Source organism: Streptomyces sp. Ru71 (genome assembly GCF_002920535.1).
Lineage (GTDB): Bacteria > Actinomycetota > Actinomycetes > Streptomycetales > Streptomycetaceae > Streptomyces.
Map to the genome: position 1 here is coordinate 281,933 of NZ_PQSS01000001.1, position 6,300 is coordinate 288,232.

Genomic DNA, 6,300 nt, shown 5'->3' on the forward strand with positions numbered 1-6,300 from the left:
GTCCACCGCGCGCCCCTGCGCTTCAGACCTCGATGGCAGGCTCATTAGCACCGCTTCGTCCACGGGTCAGGGGCAGATCCGCTGGTACGCGATTCCGCCGGGGACGTAGCGGTGCCATTCACTGTTGGTGAGGGACTGGCCGGCGATCGCGCAGGCCCTACGGGTGAGGGTGGCGATGTCGTTGAAGGCGTCGGTGTCCCACAGCCGCGCGGTCACGTCGGAGCCGCTGGTGGTGACGAGGGTGTTGCCGTCCGGCGAGAAGAGGGCTGAGTGCACGACTCTGGTGTGGCCGGTGTACAGGGCCAGCTGCTGGTGGGTCTCGATGTCCCAAAGGCGCACGGTGCGGTCGTCACCGGCGGTTGCCAGGGTCTTGCCGTCCGGGCTGACGACGGCCGACCAGACAATGCCGGTGTGGCCGGTGAGGGTGGCCAGGAGGCGGTGAGCGGTGACGTCCCACAGTCGCGCTGTGGCGTCCCGGCCGCTGGTGGCGAGGGTCTTCCCGTCCGGAGTGAAGGCCACCGACTGCACAGAGTCGGTGTGACCCGCGAGTGTTGCCGTGAGGCGGCGGCTTCGCATGTCCCACAGCCGTACTTTGCCGTCCCAGCCCACCGTTGCCAGGGTGCTGCCGTCCGGACTGAAGGCCACGGAGCTGACCATCTTGGTGGCCGCGTCGAGGGTGCCGAGCCGACGGTGGCTCCGTGTGTCCCACAGGTCCACTGAGGAGGACCCGTAGCCGTTGCTGACGAGTGTTTCGCCGTCGGGGCTGAAAGTCGGCCAGCCGGTCCCGCCGGGGAGGGACGCGAGCAGGCGATGGGTGCGGACGCTCCACAGGCGGGTGGTGCGGTCCAGGTAACTGCTGGTGGCGAGGGTCTGGCCGTCTGGGCTGAAGCGGACGTGTTGCACGGGCCGGCGGTGACCGGTGAGGGTGGCGACGCGACGGCGGCTCGCGACGTCCCACAGCAGGACCGTCGGACTGTCGTGGCTGCTGGTGGCGATGAGCCTGCCGTCCGGGCTGAACTGCACCGAGCTCACCGAGCCGCCGGCTCCGGTCAGCCTGCCGAGCAGATGCTGCGCGCGGGCGTCGTACAGGCGCACACCGCCGTAGTCGTCACCGACCGCAAGCACCTTCCCGTCAGGGCTGTAGACGGCATCGGGTTCCGACACCACGGTCAGGGGCTTCGAACCGGCCGGCCGTGCGATGGTGGCGAGCGGCCGGCCGGTCCGCATGTCCCACAGGCGGATCGTGCCGTCCGCGGACCCACTGGCCAGCGTCGCACCGTCGTGGCTGAACGCGAGTGCGTCCACGGAGCCGGTGTGGCCGTTCAGCACGGTCAAGGCCACCCGCGCCCGCACGTCCCACAGCCACACGGTCTGGTTCTGGCCCGCGCTCGCCAGGGTCCGGCCGTCCGGGCTGAAGGCCAGGGCCCACACCGTGCCGCCGGGTCCGGTGAGCGTGGCCACCGAGCGGCGCGTACGCACGTCCCACAGGCGTGTCGTGGCATCACTCGCCGCCGTGGCCAGGGTGCCCCCGTCGGGGCTGAACACCAGCGACTGGACCTGTGCGGTGTGACCCTTCAGCGTGGCAGTACGGCGCTGGTTCCGGATGTCCCAGAGCTGCACCACGCAGTCGTCGCCCGCCGCGGCACCGAAGCCGATGACCGTGAGGGCGAGGGTCGTGCCGTCCGGGCTGAAGGCGAGGTGGTGGAGCGAGACATTGTCGTTGGGGTAAGCCCGGAGTTCACCGGTTTTCCGATGGGTACGGGCGTCCCACAGCAGGAGCTTGCCCTGCCGGCCGCCGGTGGCGATCGTGGCTCCGTCCGGGCTGAAGGCCGCCGGGCTTCCTGCACCGGCCAGGAGGGCGATCTGCTTGCGCGTGCGGACGTCCCACACCCGTGTGGTCAAGCCGCTGCTGCCGAGCAGCGTCTTGCCGTCGGGGCTGAACGCCACCACCTGCACCTGGCTGCCAGGGCCACCGAGCACTGCCGGCGGGCGGCGCCCCGTCATGTCCCACAGCCGTACCGTGCCGTCGTTGCCACCGCTCGCGAGCGTCCTGCCGTCCGGGCTGAAGGCGACCGACTGCACCTCTGCCGTGTGCCCGGTGAGGACTGCCCGCAGGGGTGACGCCACGGTGGCCAGGAGCTGGGCACGGGTCTGCGGGGTCGGCGAGATGCGCTGCGCGGCCAGAGCGAGGCGAGCCGCAAGGGCCGGGTCGGCGTTGGAGAACTGCCGGCTCTGGTCCGTCAGGCTCCGCGTGGCGGCCAGCGCCCGCTGCTCCCTGCTGCTGCGGGCGTTGAGGGTGGCCAGGCCGGCCGCCACGAGGACGAGTACGGTGAGCACCGCGAAGCCCGCGAGGACCAGGCGGCGCCGACGGGTGCGACGCTGCTGGACCTCGGCACTGGCTTGGACGAACTCGGCCTCCTCGGTGGGCACTTCCGCGGCACGTACGCCGATCCACTGCCGCGCCTGCGCGACCTGCTCCCGGCCCAGGACCAGTTCGCGGGGACGGCCCTGCTCCTGCCAGGCCCGCATCGAGCGGCGCAACCCCTCCTGCCAGCTGCGGAACTCCCGGTTCTGCTCGACCCATTGCTGCAGCCGAGGCCACTTCTCCACCAGTGCCTGGTGCGCGAGTTCAGCGGTGTCCTGCCCCGTCGGGCGGCGCGTCACCACGACCAGCCGCGTGCTGGCCAGCCGGTGGATCAGTGCCCAGTCGGCCTCCGAGAACTCGGTGCGGGCGGCGACGCGGCGGGTGTCCGGGCCGCGCTCCCCGGCGTCGAGTTGCTCACCGGGACGCACGAGCTGGATGAAGATCCGTTCCAGCGCCCGCCGTTCGGCCGCGTCCGCCCATCCCCACAGACTGTGCTCCGCGTCCGACGCCAGGGCGCCCTGCACGCCGCCGAGCTCCTGGTACGCGGTGCTGGTCAGCCACCCGCGCTCCTGCCGCTCCCACAGCCTGCTCAGGGTGTACTCCAGCATCGGCAGCGCGGCCGGCCCGGGCGGGGTGTCCCGCAACAGCTGCTCGACCAGGCCGTCGGCGAACCGGATCCCCGCGTGCCCCTGCAACGGACGGGTGATCACCTCGCGCAGCTGCGTCCGCATCATCGGCTGCACGACCACGGAAGTGGCTTCCCATGCCGTACGGAGGTGGGGGAGCTGCTCGATCTTCCGGAGGAAGTCGATCCGGGCCACGACGACAGCCTGGGCGGGACGGCTGCCGTCGGTGCGGCGAGCCGTCAGCACCCCGAGCATGGCGTCCAGCCGGCGTGCGGTGTCGGGCGCGTCCGCGAGAAGCGTTTCGAACTGGTCGGCCACCAGCAGCAGCCGGGATCCTGGGCCGTGGCGGGCCAGCGTCTGCTCCAGGGCGGTACGGATGCCCTGCTCGTCGGTGAGCTGACGGGCCAGTGCCGACCAGCGGTCGTGCCAGCCTGCCTGCAGGGTGTCCGTGGCTCCCGCCGAGGCCAGGGCCCAGGCCAGCATTTCCTCGGCGGTGAGGCGCAGCCCGTGGGGCAAGCGGGCGATCACATACCGGTCGCTGTCGAGGTGCCCGAGCAGGCCGGCTCCGACCAGCGAGGACTTGCCGACGCCGGAGGGACCGAGCACGGGCAGGACGGGTATGTGCTGCTCGATGAGTTCGATCAGCTGCTGCGTCTCGTTCGTACGGCCGTGGAAGACGGGGTGGTCCTGCTCGGTGAACGGCAGCAGCTCGCGGTACGGGCTGTCCGCCAGCAGCCTTCTGCGCAGCTGGGGCCACTCCCGGGTGAGGGACTCCACGGTGAGCGCGTAGCCGGTCCGGCGCCGCTGGTCCCCTTCGACGGCGACGAGGACGCCGATGACACCGCCGTATTCCTCGTCCCACACCGGCGCCCCGCTGAAGCCGCCGGCCAGCGGGAACGGTGCCTCCGCGTCGTAGGTCAGCTGCCACCAGCCGGTACCCTCGCGGCCCTCGACGATGCCGCGGGTCCAGATCCCGGCGTCCTTGCTGCCACCTCGTCCCGGGAACTTCGGGAAGCCGAAGGCCCGCCAGCGGTGTCCGGCCAGGTCCTCCGCCTCGACGATCCGCAGAGGGACGGCACCCGGCGGGGGCTCGCCGCTCAGCCGCAGGACGGCGACATCGCCGCTGCTGTCACCGGCCACGGGCACGCTGAAGTGCACGACGGCCGTGGCCTGGGGACGCCCGGGCAGCAGCGGGAAGTCAAGGGTGACCGGAAGGAGGTCCGGCAGCGGTTCGTCGTCCGGGAGGCCTGCGGTGGAGGCGACGACGTGGGCGCACGTGAGCAGCAGCCGGTCGGGGATCAGGAACGCCACCCCGACCGGACGACCGTCGTACAGCACCCGGGCCGTCCCGCGCTCCCACGCGGAGTCCGGCTCGCCCCTCGACGTCACCTGCCGCCCTCGGGGCGGCTCCACTCCAGTTCCAGCTTGATGTGCGCGTCCCCGGATCCCTTCGCCACGACCAGGCCCGCCTCCGCCGTCACGCGCAGTCCGAACTCCGCACGGACGTGATCAGGACTGCGGGGCAGATCCGACAGCCGCCGCAGCATCGTCGCGGCCACCCGCTGTACGCGGGCCATGCCCGACTCGAACGTCTCGGCGGACGTCTCGAAGAGCTCGTCGCCGCGACTCGCCCGGATCACTCCGGAACCCTGCTCGTCGGACACCTCGACGACGAAGACCTCACCGTCCTCGAAGGGGACACTCAGGTACACGTGACGACCTCTCTCCCGCTCCATCAAGTCACGTGCGACCCAATGGAATTGGCCGATCTCTCCAGGCCCGTCATGGTAGCTGCGATCCCCGGCCCGGACTCCCTGTACAGGGGCGATTGCACAACCGGGACGGGGCGGACGACAGGGGCGGGCCCCAGGTTCGAGCGTGCGGTGGCCACCGCTCCGACATCTGATGCTCCAGCACATCAGCGCGGGCTCTTCACAATTGCTCCGGATCATGCCCGGCGGAACTCTTGTACAATCCGGGCCGCAGACAACGACCTTCGACGGCAGGGCTGTTAGCTTCTCCTCTGTGGCGGAACACCAGGACGAGACCAGGGCGGCCTACGACGGCGTCGTCGACCTCTATGCGGCGATGTTCGCCAATCGGCTGGAGACGCACCCGTTCTCGCGGAACATGATCGGCACGTTCGCCGAGCTGGTGCGCGGGACGGGGAACCTGCGGGCAGCAGACGTCGGGTGCGGGCCTGGACACCTGACCGCCATGCTGCACGAACTCGGGCTCGACGCCTTCGGGCTCGACCTCTCCCCGGGCATGGTCGACCACGCCCGGCGAGCCCATCCCGCGCTGCGGTTCGACGAGGCGCGGATGGAGGCACTGCCGGTCGAGGACGGCGCGCTCGGCGGCGTGCTGGCCCACTACTCGATGATCCATACCCCGCCCGGGGAGCTGCCCGCGCTGCTCGACGAACAGGTGCGCGTCCTGGCACCAGGGGGCCTGTTCCTGGTCTCGTTCTTCGCGACCGACGGACCGGAACCGGTCCGCTTCGACCACAAGGTGACCCCCGCCTACAGCTGGCCGGTCGACCGGTTCGCCGAGTTGCTGGCCGGGGCCGGGCTCGTCACGTTCGCCCGGCTGCTGCACGACCCGGCCTCCGAACGAGGCTTCCTCGACGCCCACTTGCTGGCCCGCCGCCCCTAGAGCCTGTCCTGGAGCGGGTGATGTACCGGCAGGCCGGGCTGGTCACAGCTTGGCCTGACCGCTCACGTCGGGGACGCGGCAGCACGGTCGACCACGTTCGCCAAAGCGGCGGCCGACTCGGGGGTCAGGCGGTAGAACCCCTGCAGACTGACCGAGTGTTCGAGGAGGCCGTCCACGACGTACTTGAGCCCCCGCGTGTGACCGCGTCGGTTGCGCCACGTCAGCTCCGCCAGGAGATCGCCGGGGACGGGCAGATCGAAGCGTACGGGTGTCGCGTCGACGTGCACCGGCGCGGCACCACAACCGCCGGCGCCGAGCATCCACCAGTCGTCGTGACCAGGGAACGCCGGGTCCTCCCACGTCGAGGGTGCGGTTCCGCAACAGTCGCGCCGCTCCATGTCGACCACCCGCATCCGGCTGACCACGTGCACCACACGCCGGTTCACGTGCAGCGCGTAGACCTCATCTCCGGCACGGGCACCCGACCAGGCGGGCAGGGAGGAGTGGACGCCGCTGAAGGCGACCGGCGGGCGCTCACCCACGCGGCCCTCCCTGCGCAGCTGACGGCATGTGTCATGGGTCCAAAGGACGGTGAAGGCGTCTGGCATGCCGCGATCGTACGAACGAGCACTGACAATGCTCCGAAGCGGTCAG

Annotated in this window: 4 protein-coding genes; 1 reads left to right on the forward strand and 3 read right to left on the reverse strand. The window is 71.1% G+C overall.

Going from position 1 to position 6,300, the window contains the following annotated elements; all coding sequences use genetic code 11:
* Positions 1-66 precede the first annotated feature (66 nt).
* Positions 67-4,380 carry a trypsin-like peptidase domain-containing protein gene (locus C3489_RS01265; protein WP_146075258.1) on the reverse strand — a complete coding sequence of 1,438 codons (4,314 nt, stop codon included), beginning with the start codon at positions 4,378-4,380 and terminating at the stop codon, positions 67-69.
* Complete coding sequence (locus tag C3489_RS01270) at positions 4,377-4,703, reverse strand: CU044_2847 family protein (RefSeq protein WP_103778854.1); 327 nt, start codon at positions 4,701-4,703, stop codon at positions 4,377-4,379. Before C3489_RS01270 ends, C3489_RS01265 begins: the two co-directional genes overlap by 4 nt.
* A gap of 313 nt (positions 4,704-5,016) precedes the next feature.
* Between C3489_RS01270 and C3489_RS01275 the strand changes: the two genes are divergently transcribed.
* Positions 5,017-5,646, forward strand: a complete 630-nt coding sequence (locus C3489_RS01275) for a class I SAM-dependent methyltransferase (RefSeq protein ID WP_103778856.1) — start codon at positions 5,017-5,019, stop codon at positions 5,644-5,646.
* A gap of 62 nt (positions 5,647-5,708) precedes the next feature.
* Here C3489_RS01275 and C3489_RS01280 read toward each other — a convergent pair whose 3' ends face one another.
* Positions 5,709-6,188 carry a hypothetical protein gene (locus tag C3489_RS01280; RefSeq protein WP_258054518.1) on the reverse strand — a complete coding sequence of 160 codons (480 nt, stop codon included), beginning with the start codon at positions 6,186-6,188 and terminating at the stop codon, positions 5,709-5,711.
* Positions 6,189-6,300 lie beyond the last annotated feature (112 nt).